Source organism: Pseudomonas sp. B5(2017), assembly GCF_002112825.1.
Taxonomy (GTDB): domain Bacteria; phylum Pseudomonadota; class Gammaproteobacteria; order Pseudomonadales; family Pseudomonadaceae; genus Aquipseudomonas; species Aquipseudomonas putida_Z.
On sequence record NZ_NEIR01000007.1, the window covers coordinates 143,189 to 162,240 of the forward strand.

General features: G+C 64.6%; 18 protein-coding genes and 1 other RNA gene. 5 read left to right on the forward strand and 14 right to left on the reverse strand.

Annotated features, from left to right (window positions below; all coding sequences use genetic code 11):
- Positions 1-2: 2 nt before the first annotated feature.
- The 14 genes from CAG00_RS12685 to rsmI form a co-directional block, all read right to left on the reverse strand.
- Positions 3-959, reverse strand: coding sequence for a D-alanine--D-alanine ligase (locus tag CAG00_RS12685; RefSeq protein ID WP_015271707.1), 957 nt, complete (start codon positions 957-959; stop codon positions 3-5).
- Complete coding sequence (murC, locus tag CAG00_RS12690) at positions 956-2,404, reverse strand: UDP-N-acetylmuramate--L-alanine ligase (RefSeq protein WP_013974110.1); 1,449 nt, start codon at positions 2,402-2,404, stop codon at positions 956-958. Before murC ends, CAG00_RS12685 begins: the two co-directional genes overlap by 4 nt.
- Positions 2,397-3,476 (reverse strand): undecaprenyldiphospho-muramoylpentapeptide beta-N-acetylglucosaminyltransferase, encoded by a 1,080-nt coding sequence (gene murG, locus CAG00_RS12695; RefSeq protein WP_085664410.1) that lies wholly within the window; start codon positions 3,474-3,476, stop codon positions 2,397-2,399. The genes murC and murG overlap by 8 nt, the downstream gene beginning before the upstream one ends.
- Positions 3,466-4,680, reverse strand: a complete 1,215-nt coding sequence (gene ftsW, locus CAG00_RS12700; protein ID WP_075046263.1) for a putative lipid II flippase FtsW — start codon at positions 4,678-4,680, stop codon at positions 3,466-3,468. Before ftsW ends, murG begins: the two co-directional genes overlap by 11 nt.
- A complete protein-coding gene (gene murD / locus CAG00_RS12705) occupies positions 4,677-6,023 on the reverse strand; it encodes a UDP-N-acetylmuramoyl-L-alanine--D-glutamate ligase (RefSeq protein ID WP_085664494.1) in 1,347 nt (448 codons plus the stop codon). The genes ftsW and murD overlap by 4 nt, the downstream gene beginning before the upstream one ends.
- A gap of 6 nt (positions 6,024-6,029) precedes the next feature.
- A complete protein-coding gene (gene mraY, locus CAG00_RS12710; RefSeq protein ID WP_025340548.1) occupies positions 6,030-7,112 on the reverse strand; it encodes a phospho-N-acetylmuramoyl-pentapeptide-transferase in 1,083 nt (360 codons plus the stop codon).
- Positions 7,112-8,479, reverse strand: a complete 1,368-nt coding sequence (murF, locus tag CAG00_RS12715) for a UDP-N-acetylmuramoyl-tripeptide--D-alanyl-D-alanine ligase (RefSeq protein WP_075046265.1) — start codon at positions 8,477-8,479, stop codon at positions 7,112-7,114. The genes mraY and murF overlap by 1 nt, the downstream gene beginning before the upstream one ends.
- Complete coding sequence (locus tag CAG00_RS12720; RefSeq protein WP_085664495.1) at positions 8,472-9,959, reverse strand: UDP-N-acetylmuramoyl-L-alanyl-D-glutamate--2,6-diaminopimelate ligase; 1,488 nt, start codon at positions 9,957-9,959, stop codon at positions 8,472-8,474. The genes murF and CAG00_RS12720 overlap by 8 nt, the downstream gene beginning before the upstream one ends.
- Positions 9,959-11,701 (reverse strand): penicillin-binding protein 2, encoded by a 1,743-nt coding sequence (locus tag CAG00_RS12725; protein WP_162276789.1) that lies wholly within the window; start codon positions 11,699-11,701, stop codon positions 9,959-9,961. The genes CAG00_RS12720 and CAG00_RS12725 overlap by 1 nt, the downstream gene beginning before the upstream one ends.
- Positions 11,701-11,994, reverse strand: coding sequence for a cell division protein FtsL (gene ftsL, locus CAG00_RS12730; RefSeq protein WP_025340552.1), 294 nt, complete (start codon positions 11,992-11,994; stop codon positions 11,701-11,703). The genes CAG00_RS12725 and ftsL overlap by 1 nt, the downstream gene beginning before the upstream one ends.
- The gene (rsmH, locus tag CAG00_RS12735; RefSeq protein WP_025340553.1) at positions 11,991-12,938 is read right to left on the reverse strand and encodes a 16S rRNA (cytosine(1402)-N(4))-methyltransferase RsmH; all 948 of its coding nucleotides are present in this window, start codon (positions 12,936-12,938) and stop codon (positions 11,991-11,993) included. Before rsmH ends, ftsL begins: the two co-directional genes overlap by 4 nt.
- Entirely contained in the window at positions 12,935-13,390 is a 456-nt protein-coding gene (mraZ, locus tag CAG00_RS12740; RefSeq protein ID WP_004575120.1) for a division/cell wall cluster transcriptional repressor MraZ, read from the reverse strand. Before mraZ ends, rsmH begins: the two co-directional genes overlap by 4 nt.
- Before the next feature lie 308 nt (positions 13,391-13,698).
- Positions 13,699-14,058, reverse strand: an RNA gene (rnpB, locus tag CAG00_RS12745) — RNase P RNA component class A.
- A 67-nt stretch (positions 14,059-14,125) separates the two neighbouring features.
- On the reverse strand, positions 14,126-15,001 hold the full coding sequence (gene rsmI / locus CAG00_RS12750; protein ID WP_043935900.1) for a 16S rRNA (cytidine(1402)-2'-O)-methyltransferase: 876 nt from the start codon (positions 14,999-15,001) through the stop codon (positions 14,126-14,128).
- Between the two features lie 186 nt (positions 15,002-15,187).
- Between rsmI and CAG00_RS12755 the strand changes: the two genes are divergently transcribed.
- From CAG00_RS12755 to CAG00_RS12775, 5 genes are all read left to right on the forward strand, one after another.
- A complete protein-coding gene (locus tag CAG00_RS12755; RefSeq protein ID WP_025340555.1) occupies positions 15,188-17,005 on the forward strand; it encodes a penicillin-binding protein activator in 1,818 nt (605 codons plus the stop codon).
- A complete protein-coding gene (locus CAG00_RS12760; protein ID WP_085664411.1) occupies positions 17,005-17,376 on the forward strand; it encodes a YraN family protein in 372 nt (123 codons plus the stop codon). Before CAG00_RS12755 ends, CAG00_RS12760 begins: the two co-directional genes overlap by 1 nt.
- Before the next feature lie 86 nt (positions 17,377-17,462).
- On the forward strand, positions 17,463-18,056 hold the full coding sequence (locus CAG00_RS12765) for a phosphoheptose isomerase (RefSeq protein WP_012274070.1): 594 nt from the start codon (positions 17,463-17,465) through the stop codon (positions 18,054-18,056).
- On the forward strand, positions 18,053-18,631 hold the full coding sequence (locus CAG00_RS12770; RefSeq protein ID WP_015271720.1) for a BON domain-containing protein: 579 nt from the start codon (positions 18,053-18,055) through the stop codon (positions 18,629-18,631). The genes CAG00_RS12765 and CAG00_RS12770 overlap by 4 nt, the downstream gene beginning before the upstream one ends.
- Positions 18,632-18,794: 163 nt before the next feature.
- Positions 18,795-19,013: a YgdI/YgdR family lipoprotein gene (locus CAG00_RS12775; RefSeq protein WP_085664412.1), complete on the forward strand. Its 219-nt coding sequence runs from the start codon at positions 18,795-18,797 to the stop codon at positions 19,011-19,013.
- The last annotated feature ends 39 nt before the right edge of the window (positions 19,014-19,052 follow it).

A 19,052-nucleotide genomic window follows, 5' to 3' on the forward strand; every position in this document is an offset into this window, starting at 1 on the left:
TGTTAACCTCGCGTCGCCACGCTTTCGGCCAGGATCGCCAGCACCAGTTGCTGGAAGTCCAGGCCGGCCGCGCGGGCCGCCATGGGCACCAGGCTATGGTCGGTCATGCCGGGTGCGGTGTTGACTTCGAGCAGCCAGAACCGGCCCTGCTCGTCCTGCATCACGTCCAGCCGCCCCCAGCCTTCGATGCCGATGGCATCGCAGGCACGTGCGGTCAGGTCGATCAGTTCCTGTTCCTTGACGCTGTCCAGGCCGCACGGAATGCGGTACTGGGTATCGTTGGCGATGTACTTGGCGTCGTAGTCGTAGAACACGTGCGGCGTACCCAGGGCGATCGGCGGCAGCACCTGGCCGCGCAATACCGCGACGGTGAACTCCGGCCCGTGGATCCACTGCTCCACCAGTACCTGGGAATCGTATCGGGCGGCATCCTGCCAGGCGGCGACCAGTTCCTGGGCGCTGTTCACCTTGGCCATGCCGATGCTGGAACCTTCATGGGCGGGTTTGACGATAAGCGGGAAGCCCAGTTCCGTGCTGGCCTGCAAACAATCGCTTTCGCTCGCCAGCACCGCATGGCGCGGGGTCGGAATACCCAGGCTCTGCCACACCTGCTTGGTGCGCAGCTTGTCCATCGCCAGTGCCGAGGCAAGGATGCCACTACCGGTGTAGGGGATGCCCAGGCACTCGAGCAGGCCTTGCATGCTGCCGTCTTCACCGCCACGACCGTGGAGGATGATGAAGGCGCGGTCGATCTTCTCGCTTTGCAGGCGGTCGAGCAGGTCGTCACCCACGTCGATGGCGACCACGTCGACACCGGCAGTGGTCAGCGCGTCGATCACTGCGGCACCGGACTTGAGCGACACTTCGCGCTCGGCGCTCTTGCCACCGTACAGCACCGCGACGCGGCCGAACGCCTTGACGTCCAGGGTCGAGTGCAGCTTGTCGTAGGCGCTGGTCATTTCGACTTCTCCTGCTTGGCGCCAGCGAACAGCGGGCTTTTCATCAATTGAGGGGCCAGGCCGCCGACATCACCGGCACCCTGGCAGATCAGGATGTCGCCAGCGCGCAGCAGTGGCTTGACCAGCGGCGCCAGGTCGACGCCACGCTCGATGTAGATCGGGTCCAGCTTGCCGCGCTGGCGGATGCTGTGGCACAGCTGGCGGCTGTCAGCGCCGGGGATCGGCTCTTCGCCGGCCGGGTAGACCTCCATCAGCAGCAGCACGTTGGCATCGCCCAGCACCTGGACAAAATCGTCGTACAGGTCGCGGGTACGGCTGTAGCGGTGCGGCTGGTAGACGATCACCAGGCGACGGCTTGGCCAACCGCCGCGCACGGCCTGGATCACCGCAGCCACTTCGGTCGGGTGGTGGCCGTAGTCGTCGACCAGCATCACGCTGCCGCCTTCGACCGGCAGTTCGCCGTACACCTGGAAGCGGCGGCCGACGCCCTGGAAGCCGGACAGGCCCTGGACGATGGCTTCGTCGGTGATGCCTTCGTCGGTGGCGATGGCGATGGTGGCCAAGGCGTTGAGCACGTTGTGGTTGCCGGGCATGTTCACCGACACCTCCAGCGGCTCGCGGTCACGGCGCAGCACGGTGAAGTGGGTCTGCATGCCCATCTGGCGCACGTTGATGGCGCGGATGTCGGCCTCGTCGCTGAAGCCATAGGTCACGGTCGGGCGCTTGACCTGTGGCAGGATCTCGCGCACTACCGGGTCGTCCAGGCACATCACGGCCAAGCCGTAGAACGGCAGGTTGTGCAGGAACTCGACGAAGGTTTTCTTCAGTTTGTTGAAGTCACCTTCGTAGGTCGCCATGTGGTCGGCGTCGATGTTGGTGACCACGGCTACCATCGGCTGCAGGTGCAGGAAGCTGGCATCGCTCTCGTCAGCTTCGGCAATCAGGTAGCGGCTGGTACCCAGCTGGGCATTGGTGCCGGCCGCGGTCAGGCGGCCACCGATGACGAAGGTCGGGTCCAGGCCGCCAGCGGCGAACACCGAGGCCAGCAAGCTGGTAGTGGTGGTCTTGCCGTGGGTGCCGGCAACGGCCACGCCATGGCGATAGCGCATCAGCTCGGCGAGCATCTCGGCACGCGGCACCACCGGGATGCGCCGCTCGAGGGCGGTGGCGACTTCCGGGTTGGCCGGGTTGATGGCGCTGGACACCACCAGCACATCGGCGGTGGCGGCGTTCTCGGCGCGGTGACCGACGAAGATCTCGGCGCCGAACGATTCCAGGCGTTCGGTAACCGGCGAGGCCTTCAGGTCGGAACCGGACACTTCATAGCCCAGGTTCAGCAACACTTCGGCAATGCCGCACATGCCCACGCCGCCGATACCGACGAAGTGGATACGGCGGATACGGCCCATCTTCGGCTGGGGCATGGCTTTCTGGCTCTCAACCATGGGCCACCTCCAGGCAGATATCGACCACGGTGCTGGTTGCGGCAGGTTTGGCCAGGCGCCGTGCGGTGCCTGCCATGACGTTGAGTTTCTCGGGTTGCATCAGCACCTCGTTCAGGCGTTCAGCGAGCTGCGCTGCGCCAGTTGTCGCTTGTGGCATCAGGAAGGCTGCGCCTTCCCGGGCCAGATATTGGGCGTTGTGGGTCTGGTGGTCGTCGATCGCGTGGGGCAATGGCACCAGCATCGAAGGCAGGCCCGCTGCCGCCAGCTCGCTGACGGTCAGGGCGCCGGCCCGGCACACCACAATGTCGGCCCAGCCATAGGCTTGGGCCATGTCCTTGATGAAGGGCTCTACCTGAGCCTCGACGCCCGCTTCGTGATAACGCTCGGCGGTGATCGGCGCGTGTTGCTTGCCGGCCTGGTGGAATACCTCTGGCCGCAGCGCAGGGGGTACTTCGGACAGGGCCTTAGGCAACAATTTGTTCAATGGTTCCGCACCCAGGCTGCCGCCCATCACCAGCAGGCGCGCACGGCGCTCGGCCAGGGGCGCGCGCAGGGCGTCCATGAACAGTTCCGGGCGCACCGGGTTGCCGGTGGTGCGCAGTTTGTCGCTGGCGGCGAAGGTGGCCGGGAAGGCTTCGCAAACACGCGCAGCCAGCGGCAGCAGCAGGCGGTTGGTGGTACCGGCGCGGGCGTTCTGCTCGTGGATCACCAGCGGTACGCCGCACAGGCGTGCGGCCACGCCGCCGGGGCCGGTCACATAACCACCGAAGCCGACCACGCATACCGGCTTGAGCTCACGCACGATACGCCGCGCCTGCAGCACGGCCTTGACCAGGGTGAACGGAGCCTTGAGCAACGACAGCTTGCTCTTGCCGCGCAGGCCACTGACCTGGATCAGGTGCAGCGGCAGGCCGGCCTGGGGCACCAGTTCGTTCTCGATACCGCGCGGGGTGCCCAGCCAGTGCACGCTGTAACCGCGCGCCTGGAATTCACGGGCGCAGGCCAGGGCCGGGAACACGTGCCCCCCGGTGCCGCCCGCCATGATCAGTACGTTCTTGCCGTCAGCGGCCATGATTGGTCTCCTCGGCAAAATCGCTTTCGCTGAATTCGTGTTCCTCACTGCCCAGGTGCGTGCGGCTTTCCCACTCGATACGCAGCAACAGGCCCACACAGGCACAGCAGATCACCAGCGAACTGCCCCCGTAGCTGAGGAACGGCAGGGTCAGGCCCTTGGTCGGCAGCAGGCCGACGTTCACACCGATGTTGATCAGGAACTGGCCGATCCACAGGAAGGCCAGGCCGAAGGCAACATAAGCGGCAAAGAACTGCTTGGCTTTTTCCGCCCACAGGCCGATATACAGGGCACGTACAGTCACGAATACGAACAGCGCGATAGTCAGCAGCGAGCCGACCACGCCGAGTTCTTCGGCCAGTACCGAGAACACGAAGTCGGTGTGCGCTTCAGGCAGGTAGAACTGCTTCTGCACGCTGTTGCCCAGGCCAACGCCCAACCACTCGCCACGGCCGAAGGCAATCAGCGCCTGGGTCAACTGGTAGCCCGAGCCGAACTGGTCGGACCACGGGTCGGTAAAGGTAATCAGGCGCGCCATCCGGTAAGGCTGCGCCTGTACCAGGACAAACACCGCGACCACCGCCAACACCACCATCAGGCTGAAGCGGAACAGCCCCACCCCGCCGAGGAACAGCATGGCCGCCGCGGCGCCCATCATCACCACGGTGGCGCCGAAGTCCGGCTCCATCAGCAGCAGGGCAGCCATGGGCAGCAGCACGATGAACGGCTTGAAGAAGCCCATCCAGGTTTCGCGTACCTCGGTCTGCCGACGCACCAGGTAGCCGGCCAGGTAGACGACCACGAACACCTTGGCAATTTCCGAAGGCTGCACGTTGAAGAAGCTGAAGCCGATCCAGCGCATGGAGCCGTTCACTTCGCGGCCGATACCCGGCACCAGCACCAGTACCAGCAGGCCGAAGGCACCCAGCAGCATCAGGAAGCCCATGCGCTGCCAGGTGGCGATCGGTACCAGCATGGTGGCGCCACAGGCGACCAGGCCAAGGAACACGTACACCAGGTGGCGGAACATGTGGTAAAGCGGGTTGCCCGACTGCACCGCAGCCACTTCCGAGGACGCCGAGGTGATCATCACCAGGCCCAGGCCCAGCAATGCCAGGCAGCCGGCGAGCATCGCGAAGTCCAGGTCGATGCCACGGCCGCTGATCAGCGGCGACGGATAGGGCTTGAGGATGCCGAAGATCATGCAAGGCCTCCCGCTGCCAGGGCGAACAGGCGCCCGCGTTCTTCGAAGTTCTTGAACATGTCGAGGCTGGCGCACGCCGGCGACAGCAGCACGGCGTCACCCGCCTGGGCCAGTTCGGCGCATTGCTGCACGGCGTCGTCGAGGGCCTTCACGCGGACCAGTTGCACGCCATCGCCCAGAGCTTCGGCCAGGCGCTCGGCATCACGGCCAAGCAGTACCACGGCACGGCAGAAGCGCTTGACCGGCTCGCGCAGCGCGGCGAAGTCGGCGCCCTTGCCATCGCCACCGGCGATCAGCACCAGCTTGCCTTCGATGTCGGCACCCAGGCCTTCGATGGCGGCCAGGGCAGCACCGACGTTGGTGGCCTTGGAATCGTCGTACCAGTTAACGCCGTTACGCTCGCGCACCCACTGGCAACGGTGGGCCAGGCCGCCGAACTCGCGCAGTGCCTCGAGCATCGGTTCGAACGGCAGGCCGGCAGCATGCCCCAGGGCCAGTGCCGCCAGGGCGTTGCTCTGGTTGTGGGCGCCACGAATCTTCAGCTCACGCGCCGGCATCAGCGCCTGGAACTCGAACGCCAGGTATTTCTCGCCGTCCACTTCGCGCAGGCCGAAGGCCTTGAAGTCCGGCTGGTTCAGGCCGAAGGTCCAGCATGGGCGGCCTTCCACCGGCAGCGGCCGGCTCAGGGCGTCCTGGCGGTTGACCACGACCTGGCGGGCACCACGGAAGATCCGGTGCTTGGCCAGGTGGTAGGCCGGCAGGCCGCTGTAGCGGTCCATGTGGTCTTCGCTGATGTTCAGCACGGTGGCCACTTCGGCGTTGAGCTGGTCGGTGGTTTCCAGCTGGAAGCTGGACAGTTCCAGCACGTACAGCTCGACGTCATCGGCCAGCAGGTCCAGCGCCGGGGTACCGAGGTTGCCGCCCACCGCCACGCGCTTGCCCGCCTTGGCGGCCATTTCGCCGACCAGGGTGGTGACGGTGCTCTTGGCGTTGGAGCCGCTGATGGCAATGATCGGGGCCTTGGCGTGGCGGGCGAACAGTTCGATGTCACCGGACAGCTTCACGCCACGCGCGGCCGCCTGCTGCAGGGCCGGGGTGGCCAGGGCCAGGCCGGGGCTGACGTACAGCTCGTTGGCGCGGCACAGGAAGTCCACGTCCAGTTCACCACAGCGCACTTCCACCTGCGGGTAATCACGGCGCAGGGTGTCCAGTTCCGGCGGTTGCTCGCGGGTGTCGGCGACAGCAAAGGCAATGCCCCGGCTCGCCAGGAAGCGAACCAGGGACATGCCGCTCTTGCCGAGGCCGACAACGATGCGGAATTGGTCGGAAGCGATCAGGGACACGCTCATCTACCTCAGTTTCAGGGTTGCAAGGCCGACCAGCACCAGGATCACGGTGATGATCCAGAAGCGGACGATCACCCGTGGCTCTGGCCAGCCCTTGAGTTCAAAGTGGTGGTGTATCGGCGCCATGCGGAACACGCGCTTGCCGGTCAGCTTGAAGGAGGCAACCTGGATCACCACCGACAGGGTTTCCATGACGAACACGCCGCCCATGATGAACAGCACGATTTCCTGGCGGACGATCACGGCGATGGTGCCCAGCGCGGCGCCCAGCGCCAGCGCGCCGACGTCACCCATGAATACCTGCGCCGGGTAGGTGTTGAACCACAGGAACCCCAGGCCGGCACCGATCAGCGCGCCGCAGAACACGATCAGCTCGCCCGAGCCCGGCACATAGGGGATCAGCAGGTATTCGGCGAACTTCACGTTGCCCGACAGGTAGCAGAAGATGCCCAGGGCACCGCCGACCATCACCGTCGGCATGATCGCCAGGCCGTCGAGGCCGTCGGTGAGGTTGACCGCGTTGCTCGAACCGACAATGACGAAGTAGGTCAGCACGACGAAGCCGATGCCCAGCGGAATGGTGACATCCTTGATGAACGGCAGGATCAGCGTGGTTTCGACGCTGGTCGGCGCGGTCTTGTACAGGAAGATGGCGGCAGCCAGGCCGAACACCGACTGCCAGAAGTACTTCCAGCGGCTTGGCAGGCCACGCGAGTTCTTTTCGATCACCTTGCGGTAGTCGTCGACCCAGCCGATGGCACCGAATGCCAGGGTAACGATCAGCACCACCCACACGTAGCGGTTGGTCAGGTCGGCCCACAGCAGGGTGCTGACGGCGATGGCGGACAGGATCAGCGCCCCACCCATGGTCGGGGTGCCGGACTTGGACAGGTGCGATTGCGGGCCGTCGTTACGCACGGCCTGGCCGATCTGGCGGATTTGCAGGGTACGGATCATCCACGGCCCCAGCCACAGCGCCAGGGACAACGCGGTCAGCACACCCAGAATCCCGCGCAGGGACAGGTACTGGAAGACCGCGAAGCCTTTGTGGAACTGTTGCAGATACTCGGCCAACAGCAGCAGCATTAATGTTTCTCCCCGCTGGCACCGCACAATGCCGCCACGACGTTTTCCATCGCAGCGCTGCGCGAGCCCTTGATCAAGATAGTGGTGTCGCTGGCATTCTCGGCGCCAACCGCGTCGATCAGCTCAGCTTGAGTAGCGAAATGGCGGCCATTGGCGCCGAACGCCTTGACCGCGTGTGTCATGTTGGAACCCACTGCGTACAGGGCGTCGACCTTGCCACGCGCGTAGTCACCCACCTGACGGTGGCCTTCTTCCGCCCATTGCCCCAGTTCGCCGATATCTCCAAGCACCAGGACGGTGCGTCCGGAAAAGCCGGCGAGTATATCAATGGCCGCGCACATGGAGGTGGGATTTGCGTTGTAACTGTCGTCGATCACGCGCACGCCGTTCGGCGCGATCTGCGCCACGGTACGGCCCTTGACCGGCTGCACGGCAGCCAGGCCGGCGGCGATGCCGCTCAGGCTCAGACCAACGGCATGGGCAGCGGCGGCGGCGGCCAGGGCGTTGCTGACGTTGTGCTCACCAAGCACATTGAGTTGCACGTCTACCACGTCACCAGCGCCGTGCAGCTTGAACGACGGGCAACCACGGGCATCACGACCGATGTCCGTGGCATGGAAATCGGCCTTTGCATTGCTGCGGGCGAAGCTGAAGACCTTGTGCGCGCCGGCGCGTGCCTTCCAGATATCAAAGGCCTTGTCATCCAGGTTGAGGATGGCGATACCGCCCTCGCCCAGGCCTTCGAGGATCTCGCCCTTGGCTTCGACGATCTTTTCCGGGCCGCCGAACTCGCCAACGTGGGCGGTACCGGCGTTGTTGATGATGACCACCTGGGGCTGGGTCAGGCCGACGGTGTAGCGGATCTCGCCAATGCGCGAGGCGCCCAGTTCGATCACCGCGGCACTGTGCTCGGGAGCGATCTCCAGCAGGGTCAGCGGCGCGCCGAGGTCGTTGTTCAGGTTGCCGCGGGTGGCGTGCACCAGGCCACGGGTGCGCAGGATGCTGGCGAGCATCTCCTTGACCGTGGTCTTGCCGCTGGAACCGGTGATGGCCACCACCGGCTTGTCGAAGGCAGCACGGTTCAGCGCGCCAAGCTGGCCGAGGGCCAGGCGGCAATCGGCGACCAGCAGCTGCGGCAGATCGACATCGGCTACTTCACGCTCGACCAGGGCCGCGACAGCGCCCTTGGCCTTCACATCGGCCAGGTAGTCGTGGCCATCGAAGCGCGGGCCGGCCAGGGCGACGAACAGTTGCCCGGCGCCAACACTGCGGCTGTCGATGCTGACGCCGGTGAAGGTGGCGTCGGCACCGATTTGTTGACCACTCAGTGCTGTGGTCAGCTGGCTGAGTGACATCGGCTTAAGCATGTGGAGCCTCCCAGGCTGCAAGTGCCTTTTCGGCCTCGGTCAAATCGGAGAAATCATGGCGCTCGCCATTGATCTCCTGGTAATCCTCGTGCCCCTTGCCGGCCAGCACGATCACATCGTCGGCAGCGGCAGTGGCGATCAGGTGTGCGATGGCTTCGCCACGACCGGCAACGAACTCGACCTCGGCAGGACTGGCGAAACCGGGACGAATGTCATCGAAAATGCGCAGCGGGTCTTCAGTACGCGGGTTGTCGTCGGTGACCAGCACGCGGTCTGCCAGGCGTTCGGCCACTTCGGCCATCAGCGGACGCTTGCCGCGGTCTCGGTCGCCGCCGCAGCCGAACAGGCACAGCAGCTTGCCGTGCGCGTGCGGGCGCAGGGCTTCGAGCACTTTCTCCAGGGCGTCCGGGGTGTGTGCGTAGTCGACCACCACCAGCGGCTTGTCGCCCCCACCCAAGCGCTGCATGCGGCCGATCGGCCCCTGCAACTGCGGGGTGACCTCGAGGATTTCGTCCAGCGCATAGTCCAGCGCCAACAGGGTCGCCACGGCGGCGAGCATGTTGCTCAGGTTGAAGCGCCCCAGCAACTGGCTGCGCAGGGTACGTTCGCCCTGGGCAGTGACCAGTGTGGCGCGCACGCCATCGTCATTGAACACGGCTTCGCGGCAGAACAGCGAGGCCTCCGGGTTCTCCAGGCTGTAGCTGAGCAACCGGGTCTCGATATGGTCGACACTCGGGCGGCGGGCAAAATCGGCGGCCAGGCGACGGCCGAAGTCGTCATCCAGGTTGACCACCTGGCAGCGCAGGCTCGGCCAGGCGAACAGCTTGGCCTTGGCGGCCTCGTAGGCCTCCATGCTGCCGTGGTAGTCCAGGTGGTCGCGGGACAGGTTGGTCATGACCGCGATGTCGAATTCCAGCGCGGCGACCCGGCCCTGCTCCAGGGCGTGGGAGGAAACCTCCATGGCCACGGCCTTGGCGCCACCTTTCTTGAGATCGTTGAGGGTCGACTGCACGGCGATCGGGTCGGGCGTGGTCAGGCGGCCACTCTGCAGCTCACCATAGAAGCCGGTACCCAGGGTGCCGATCAGGCCGCAACGCTGGCCAAGCAAGTCCAGCGCCTGGGCCACCAGCTGGGTGACGCTGGTCTTGCCGTTGGTACCGGTCACACCCACCAGGTTCAGCTGGCGGCTCGGTTCGCCGTAGAAGCGCCCTGCGATATCCGAAAGCTGGGCGATCAGGCCCTTGACCGGGATGAGCGGCGCGTCGGTCAGTGGCAGAACGCTCGTGCCCTGTTCTTCATAGGCAACGGCAGCAGCGCCACGCGCCAGGGCATCGGCGATATGCGCGCGGCCATCGACCTTGGCGCCCGGCACGGCCAGGAACAGATCGCCCGGGCGCACATTGCGGCTGTCCAGGGTCAGTTCACGGATCAGCGGGTCACGGCTGGCGTGAGCGAAAAGCTTGCTCAATGGCATTGTCATCATCCACGCCCTCCCTTGGCGGTTGCTGCTGCATTGACTTGCGATTGTTCGACGGGTGCTGGCGGCGGCAGGTTGTCTGGCGGCACGTTCATCAGGCGCAGGGTGCCGGACATGACCTTGCTGAACACCGGCGCCGAAACCAGGCCGCCGAAGTAGCCGCCCTTGCCTGGTTCGTCGATGACCACGACGATGGCGTAGCGCGGGTCGCTCATCGGCCCGAAGCCGGCGAACAGCGAGCGGTAGGCGTTTTCGGTGTAGCCCTTGGAGCCCACGGTGGCTTTACGCGCGGTACCGGACTTGCCGGCCACGTGGTAGAACGGCACCTGGGCGCGGAACACGCCGCGCGGTGCTTCGATCACCTGCTGCAGCATGCCCTGGACGGTTTCGGCGGTTTCCTTCGGAATGGCCTGCACGGCTTCCGGGGCCTTGTCGACCTTGAGGATCGACAGCGGCACCATCTTGCCGTCGTTGGCCAGCGCCGCGTAGGCATGCACCAGTTGCAGAGCGGTGACCGACACGCCATAGCCATAGGACAGGGTCGCGGTCTCTGCCTTGCGCCACTCGCGGTGGTTGGGCAGGTTGCCGACGCGCTCGCCGGGGAAGCCAAGGCCGGTGTACTGGCCCAGGCCGACCTGGGACATGACCCGATAGATGGCCTCGCCGCCGATGTCGAAGGCGATCTTGCTCATGCCGACGTTACTGGAGTTGATCAGGATGCCGGTCAGGTCGAGGATCGGGCCCTCGCTCCTGGACACGTCCTTGATGGTGTAGCGGCCGATCTGCAGGCTGCCCGGGTACACCTCGACCTTGTCGGTCGGCTTCCAGCGGCCACTTTCCAGCGCCGCGCTCATGGAGATCGGCTTGACCGTGGAGCCCGGCTCGAACACGTCGATGATCGCGCGGTTACGCATGGCGGCCGGGAACATGCTGCGGCGGTTGTTGGGGTTGTAGGTCGGCTGGTTGACCATGGCCAGGACCTCACCGGTCTTGACGTCCATGATCACCAGGCTGCCGGCCTTGGCGTCCTGTTCGGCAATGGCGTTGCGCAGCTCGCGGGTAGCCAGGTACTGCAGGCGCAGGTCTATCGACAACGCCAAGGTCTTCCCGGCCTTGGCGTTCTTGGTTACCTGGATGTCCTTGATCAGCCGGCCGCGCCGGTCCTTGATCACCTGCCGCTTGCCGGGTACGCCGGCCAGCCACTCGTCATAGGCCAGTTCCACCCCTTCGCGACCGTGGTCGTCGAGGTCGGTGAAGCCGACCATGTGCGCGGTGACATCACCGGCCGGGTAGAAGCGGCGGAATTCTTCCAGGCCGTACACGCCCGGCACTTTCAGGTCGAGTACATGCTGGCCCTGCTCCGGGGTAAGGCCGCGGACCAGATAGATGAACTCTTTGCTGGCCTGCTGGGTCAGGCGCTCGGTCAGTTGCTGCGGATTCTGCCCCAGCGCTGCCGCCAGCTGTGGCCAGCGGTCCTTGGAGGCCTGCATTTCCTTGGGGTTGGCCCACAGGGTGGTGACCGGGGTACTGACCGCCAGCGGTTCACCGTTACGGTCGGTGATCAGGCCGCGGTGAGCCGGGATAGGGATGTGACGCAGGCTGCGCGCATCGCCCTGGCCCTTGAGGAAGTCACGGTCGACCACCTGCAGGTCGATGATGCGCCAGCAGATGGCACCGACCATCAGCGCCAGCAAGCCGATCACCACGCGGAAGCGCCATGGGTAGAGTGCGCCTTCGAGCTTCATCATGGCGCCACCATCCGTACTTCGTCAGCCGAAGGTACGCGCATCTTCAGTTGCTCGGAAGCCAGGTTTTCGATGCGGCTGGCGGCGGTCCAGGTGCTTTGCTCGAGGATCAGCCGGCCCCACTCGGCCTGGGCCTTGTCGCGTTCGTTCAACTCGCCGTACAGGGTGTTGAGCAACTGACGGTTCCAGTGCGCGCTGTAGGACACGGCGATGGCCGAAATCAGCACGGCAACGAACAGCAGAAGCATCAGGAAGCTTCCGCCTGGCAAGGGTTTGGCAAACAGCCTGCTCACCGCAGCTTCTCCGCCACCCGCATCACGGCGCTGCGCGCCCGCGGGTTGGCCTTGAGCTCGGCTTCGGAGGCGAACTGGGCCTTGCCGATGAGCTTGATTTTCGGCTCGAAGGCCTTGTGCTGAACCGGCAGGTTGCGTGGCAGGTTGTCGGCCTCGCCCTTGACCAGCTTGCGCATGAACAGCTTGACGATACGGTCTTCCAGCGAGTGGAAACTGATGACTGCCAGGCGCCCGCCAACTTCCAGCGCTTCGAGCGCTGCCTCAAGACCGGTCTCAAGGTCGCCCAGTTCGTTGTTGACATGGATGCGCAGGCCCTGGAAGGCACGGGTAGCCGGGTTCTTGCCCTTTTCCCAAGCCGGGTTGGCCACCTTGAGCACTTCCGCCAGGTCGGCGGTACGGGTGAACGGCTGCTTTTCGCGACGCTCCACCACAGCACGCGCCATGCGCCCGGCAAAGCGCTCCTCGCCGTATTCCTTGAATACGCGGGCGATCTCTTCCACCGGCGCAGTGGCGATGAACTCGGCGGCGCTGATGCCCTGGTCCGGGTTCATGCGCATGTCCAGCGGGCCATCATTGAGGAAGCTGAAGCCACGCTCGGGGTCATCCAGCTGCGGCGAGGAAACGCCCAGGTCCAGCAATACGCCACTGACCTTGCCATCCAGGCCGCGCTCGGCCACTTCCGCGCCCAGCTCGGCAAAGCTGCGCTGCACAATGACAAAGCGGCCGTCTTCGGCCGCCAGCGCTTGCCCCGTGGCAATCGCCTGTGGATCTTTGTCGAAACCCAGCAGCCGCCCTTGCGGCCCGAGCTTGCTGAGAATCAGCCGGCTGTGCCCGCCACGGCCGAAAGTGCCGTCCAGATAGCAACCGTCGGCGCGCAGGGCCAATGCCTCGACAGCTTCGTCGAGCAGGACGGTAATGTGGTTGAAGCCGCTATCTATGGTCACAGGATCAGGTCACGCAATTCGTCGGGCATGGCGCCCGGTTGTTGAATAGCTGCAAGGTCGGCTGCCGAAACCGCGTTCCAGGCATCTTCATCCCACAGCTGGAATTTGTTCAGTTGCCCCACCAGCATCGCCTTCTTGTCGAGCTTGGCGTACTCACGCAGACGGGGCGGCACCAGGAAACGCCCGCTGCCATCGAGCTCCAGGTCAACCGCATTACCGATCAGCAAACGCTGCAGGCGGCGGTTTTCCTCACGCAACGATGGCAAGGCACGCAACTTGGCTTCTATCTGTTCCCACTCATCGAGGGGATAAACACACAAGCAGGGGTCAACGGCGTCGATGGTCACGATCAGCTGACCATTGCAACGCGAATCGAGCTCGTCACGGTACCGGCTCGGCATGGCGAGACGGCCCTTGGCATCGAGGCTGACGGCGTTGGCTCCGCGGAACACGGCTGCGATTCCCCACAATGTTAGCTTTTTTGTGCCAGAAAACCCACTTCATCCCACTTTCTGCCACTTGCGCACACTATAGGAATCCGCCCGCAGCACCGTCAAGGCACGTTCGGAAGGAAAAGCCTTACAGGACCGAGATTTAGCGCAATAAAGGAATGCGGAAGGACTACCGAGGAGAAAAAAACACGAGAAAAATCAAACCCACGCAGGCGAATGGAGTTCGAAGTTAAAGTGATTTATTAAGAGTAAGATTTTTTCGGTATTACCAGAGGACATCTGCTATCGAATAAAGCAGGGAGGGAAAGGTGGAGAGTCGATCTGTAAGCCGGGTTTTGTCGAGGACAGTCATTCCTCTACGACGGCCATCGCTGGACGCCTCTAGCAACCTACCCGGTTCCGACGCGGGCCACGCCTGATGGAACCCTATTTGGTCTTGCTCCGAGTGGGGTTTACCTAGCCACGAACTGTTGCCAGCCGTGCGGTGCGCTCTTACCGCACCTTTTCACCCTTACCGGCACCGAAGTGCTTAGGCGGTTATTTTCTGTGGCACTTTCCGTAGGCTCGCGCCTCCCAGGCGTTACCTGGCACTCTGCCCTATGGAGCCCGGACTTTCCTCCCCCTGCTGTTGCGGAACAAAAGCAGGCAGCGACTGTCCGATCGACTCTCCGCCGCCAAGATTAACGGCACGCGCGCCCGAGAACAAGCAATACCGACATCTATATCAATTTGCCACTACTCGGCTTTCTGCTTTTCCAGGGCCAGTTGGTACAGCAGGTTCTTGCGCACCCCGGTAATTTCCGCGGCCAGTGCCGCCGCCCGCTTGAGTGGCAACTCGGCCAGCAGCAGGTCGAGCACCCGCTGCGCCTCGGCACTGATCGCCTGCTCGCCCTCCGGCGCACTCCAGCCACCGACCAGCACCACGCACTCACCGCGCTGCTGGTTGCTGTCGCCGGCAACGAACGCGCGCAGCTCGGCCAGGGGCAGGCCCTTGAGGGTCTCGAAGGTCTTGGTCAGTTCGCGCGCCAAAAGCGCCGGGCGCTCGCCACCGAACACCGCCTCCATGTCCTCTAGGCATTCCAGGATACGGTGCGGGGCCTCATAGAAGATCAGCGTTCGCGGCTCTTCCTTTACCTGCTCCAGGCGCGCCCGGCGCCCCGCTGCCTTGGCCGGCAGGAAGCCTTCGAAGATGAAGCGGTCCGAAGGCAGGCCGGCCGCCGACAGCGCGGCGATCAGAGCGCAGGCGCCCGGCACCGGCACCACGTTCACACCCGCAGCCCGCGCCTGGCGCACCAGGTGGTACCCCGGGTCGGAAATCAGCGGCGTGCCGGCATCGGAGACCAACGCCACATTCTCACCCGCCAGCAGCTTGGTGAGAAAACGCCCGCCCTCGTCACGCTCGTTGTGCTCATGGCAGGCCGCCAGCGGCGTGTCGATGCCGAAGTGCTGCAGCAGGCGGATCGAATGACGGGTATCTTCCGCCGCGATCAGGGCCACGTCCGCCAGCACCTTCAGCGCCCGGGCGCTCATGTCGTCGAGGTTGCCGATGGGGGTTGCGACCACATACAGCGTCCCCACGGTGGATTTCGAAGCCCCTGCCACATCAGTCACTGCGCACACCTGTCGTTCGGATCAAAGGCGCCATTGTAGCCCGAGCGCCTGCAACAGGGCGCAAAGAACTTCGCCGACGACCGATGGCAGGCCTCCTATAGTGAAGGATCGACACGGCAACATCGCGCCCCGGCCAGCGCTTGGGTACAATTGCCGGCCACCTTGATCGAGTAACAGGACCTTTACATGATCGCTTGCCTGCGGCTGTTCACAGCCCTCTGCCTTGCTGCCTTGCTGGCAGCCTGCGCCAGCTCGCCCTCATCCAGCCTGGGCGAACTGCCACGCACCCCGGACGCCAGCATCGAGCAACTGCTCGAGAAGGCTGCTTCCAGCAAGTCCGCGGAAGACGCCGCCCTGCTGCGCCTGAGCGCAGCCGACCTGGCCTACAAGCAGAAGGATTTCCCACGCGCCGCACGCATCCTCGAGCAGGTGCCGCTGGACACCCTCAAGCCGGCCCAGCAAGTGTTCGCCAGCACCCTCGGTGCCGAGCTGGCCATGAGCCGCAACCAGCCCAAGGCTGCCCTGACCGCCCTGGCCCACCCGAGCCTGCAGCGCGTCGCCGAACTGCCGGAAGAACAGCAAGCGCGCACCTACAGCGTGCACGCGGCCGCCCTCGAAGCCGATGGCCAGGCCCTCGCCGCCGCGCAACAGCGCGTGCTGCTGGCCCCGCTGCTCAGCGGCCAGGCCGCCAGCGCCAACAATGACGCCATCTGGGCACTGGTCGCCTCGCTGCCGGCAGAGCAACTGCAGCAGCCTGGCAACGACCAGACACTGGCCGGCTGGACCAGCCTGGCCTTCGCGGTAAAAAGCGCCGGCACCCTGGAACAGCAGCAAGCGGCTATCGACGCCTGGGTCAAGCAGCACCCGGACCACCCGGCCGCCCAGCAACTGCCGCTGGCACTGACCAAGCTCAAGGAGCTGGCCAGCCAGCCGCTGACCAAGATTGCCCTGCTGCTGCCTCAGGAAGGTCCGCTGGCCGGTGTTGCCCGCGCCCTGCGTGACGGCTTCATGGCTGCGCACTTCCAGGCCCAGCAAGCCGGCCAGCAGGCGCCAGCCGTGCAGGTATTCGACAGCTCGCGCATCGGTTCGCTCGACGACTTCTATCGCCAGGCCCAGGCCGCAGGCGTACAGCTGGTCATCGGCCCACTGGAAAAACCGCTGGTCAAGCAACTGGCTGCCAAGCCACAACTGCCGATCACCACCCTGGCCCTGAACTACGCCGACGCCGGCCAGAAGGCGCCGCCGCAGCTGTTCCAGTTCGGCCTGGCTGCCGAAGACGAAGCCCGTGAAGTGGCCCGCCGCGCCCGCGCCGATGGAATGGTCCGCGCCGTGGCCCTGGTGCCGAGCGGCGAATGGGGCGACCGCGTGCTCGCCGCCTTCCGCCAGGACTGGGAAGGCAACGGTGGCACCCTGCTCGCCGCCGAGCGCATCGCCCAGCCGGTCGCACTGGCCCAGCAGATTGCCGACCTGTTCCAGCTGCGCCAGAGCGAAGGCCGCGCCAAGAGCCTGCAGAGCACGGTAGGTGGCAGCATCGCCGCGCAGCCGTCGCGCCGCCAGGACATCGACTTCATCTTCCTCGCCTCGACCCCGCAACAGGCCCAGCAGATCAAGCCGACCCTGAACTTCCAGTACGCCGGTGACGTACCGGTCTACGCCACCTCGAACCTGTACAGCGCCAGTGGTGACGTCAACCAGTACAACGACATGAACGGCATCCGCTTCTGCGAAACCCCGTGGCTGCTCGATACCAGCAACAGCCTGCGCCAGCAGGTCGTGCAGCAATGGCCGCAAGCCGCCGGCAGCCTGGGCCGCCTGTATGCCATGGGCGTCGACGCCTACAGCCTGGCGCCGCGCCTGGGCCAGCTGAAAGCGCTGCCGGACAACCGCGTACTGGGCCTTTCGGGCAGCCTGAGCATGAACGCCAACCAGCGTGTCGAGCGCCAGCTGCCTTGGGCCGAGTTCGTCGGCGGCCAGGTCCAGCGCCTGCCTGACACCGCCCGCTGATGGCAGCAGCGTCGCCCACCAGCGCCGGGCAGGCAGCGGAAACCCAAGCCCTTGAATACCTTCAAGGGCAGGGCCTGCACCTGCTGGCGCGCAACTGGCGATGCAAAGGCGGTGAGCTTGATCTGGTCATGCTCGACGCCGATACAGTAGTATTCGTCGAAGTCCGCTACCGGTTGCACGCGGGCTTCGGTGGCGCCCTCGGCAGTATCGACGGGCGCAAGCAGAAACGGTTGGTGCTCGCCGCCAGCCTGTTCCTGCAGAAGGAGCCCCACTGGGGCAACCACCCCTGCCGCTTCGACGTAGTCGCCCTGCAGGGCAGCCACCATGCAGGCAGACCGCTTCAATGGCTGAAAAACGCCTTCGAATGCTGAACCCACTCCGATTTTTTTGCTCTATGTTTCGCGGGCTGGTCGTTGTTGCGCGTAGCAAAGGCCACCGCCCCACTTAAGGTCACCAGATGGACATGCAATCCCGAATTCGCCGGCTGTTCCAGGCCAGCATCGATACCAAGCAACAGGCAATGGACATCCTGGCACCGCACATCGAGCAGGCCAGCCTGGTCATGGTCAATGCACTGCTCAACGAGGGCAAGATGCTCGCCTGCGGCAACGGCGGCTCGGCCGGCGATGCCCAGCACTTTTCCTCGGAGCTGCTCAACCGCTTCGAGCGCGAACGCCCGAGCCTGCCGGCCATCGCGCTGACCACCGACAGCTCGACCCTGACCTCGATCGCCAACGACTACAGCTACAACGAAGTCTTTTCCAAGCAGATCCGCGCGCTGGGCCAGCCCGGTGACGTTCTGCTGGCGATCTCCACCAGCGGCAACTCGGCCAACGTGATCCAGGCGATCCAGGCCGCACATGACCGCGAAATGATTGTCGTAGCATTGACGGGTCGCGATGGCGGCGGCATGGCTTCGTTGCTGCTGCCCGAAGACGTGGAAATCCGCGTACCTTCGACGGTTACCGCGCGCATCCAGGAAGTCCACCTGCTGGCGATCCACTGCCTGTGTGATCTGATCGACAGCCAACTGTTCGGGAGTGAAGAATGACCCCTATGCGCCTCGGCCTTATGGCCCTGACCCTGTGCCTGAGCGTTACTGGTTGCAGCTCGGTACTGACCTCTACCCGCAATTCGCCGATCGAGGACGATCGCGGCACGCGCACCATCGGCAGCAAGATCGACGATTCGCTGATCGAAACCAAGGCCTCGGTCAACATCGCCAAGGCCAGCCCTGACCTGGACAAAGGTTCGCACATCGTTGTCAGCAGCTACAACGGCATCGTCCTGCTGGCCGGCCAGACCCCGCGCGCCGACCTCAAGAGCCTTGCCGAGCAGACTGCCAGCCAGGTACAGCGGGTCAAGAAAGTGCACAACGAGCTGCAGGTGATGCAGCCCTCCTCCATCCTGGCGCGCAACAACGACGCCTGGCTGACCACCAAGATCAAGACCCAGATGCTGACCGACAATGCCGTGCCCAGCTCGCGCATCAAGGTGATTACCGAGAACGGCATCGTCTACCTGCTCGGCCTGGTGACCCAGCAGGAGGCCAACTCGGCCACTGCCGTGGTACAGGGCGTTTCGGGTGTGCAGAAGATCGTCAAACTGTTCGAGTACATCGACTGATTCACTGATTGCCTGCACCGGCCTCTTCGCGGGTAAACCCGCTCCCACAGGGATCTCACAGCTTTCGAGGCTTGTTGTATTCCTGTGGGAGCGGGTTTACCCGCGAAAAGGCCAGCACAGGCGACAACACTGCCCTACCTTTCAGAAATCCAGGAAACACCGCATGAAAAAGCTTCTGCTGCCTGCCCTGCTGTTCGGCACTTTCGCCACCCTGGCCGGCTGCTCCACACCAAGCCTGATCACCCTCAACGATGGTCGTGAAATCCAGGCCGTCGACGTACCGGAATTCGACCGCGACGCCGGCTTCTACGAGTTCCAGCAACTCGACGGCAAGCGTACCCGCATCAACAAGGACCAGGTACGCACCATCAGCGACATGTAAGCCAGGGCTGGTAAAGAAAAAGGCGATCCGGTTGGATCG